Here is a 525-nt window from a genome sequence, read left to right as displayed (position 1 = left end):
AGACTCATATACACACCCCACCACCCCGTCCGCTCAATGTCATTAAGATAAGAAAATATCACTATATTAGAACAGATATGTCCATTAAACATATCTGTTTTTTAGGCAAAAAAACACTTGACAAACCAGCCCCAAAATGCGGCGAAGCCCCTTGAATGTACTACATTTTAGGAGGTTACCGCTTATGCGATTTTCGGAAGAAGTAAAAGCTGCTTTATGGGAATTAATTGATGAAATGTCTTTGAATGTATCAGAATTCACGGTGCATCCAGAAAAAGATTTTACCAGAAAGAAAAAGTGGGATTTTCCAACGCTGATGAAATTTACTATTTCTATGGAAAGCCAGTCATTAAAAAATGAACTTCACAAATATTTTGGTTATACTACAGATTGTCCAAGCACAGCATCATTTAACCAAAGAAGAGCTCAGATTCGTGCTGAGGCATTTCAATCTCTTTTTACATCATTTACAGCCAAGTATAGTAAAAATCAAAATCTTTTTAAAGGTTATAGACTTATAGCCTG

General features: G+C 35.2%; 1 pseudogene. It reads left to right on the top strand.

Annotation, left to right across the window (positions count from 1 at the left end):
* Positions 1-184: 184 nt before the first annotated feature.
* Positions 185-525: pseudogene (locus CLOSYM_RS07615) on the top strand (IS4 family transposase); the annotation flags it as partial.

The sequence above is a fragment of the [Clostridium] symbiosum ATCC 14940 genome (assembly GCF_000466485.1).
Taxonomy (GTDB): Bacteria; Bacillota; Clostridia; order Lachnospirales; family Lachnospiraceae; genus Otoolea; species Otoolea symbiosa.
Note: the sequence above shows the minus strand (reverse complement) of the source record. Positions and strands in the feature narration are given on the sequence as shown.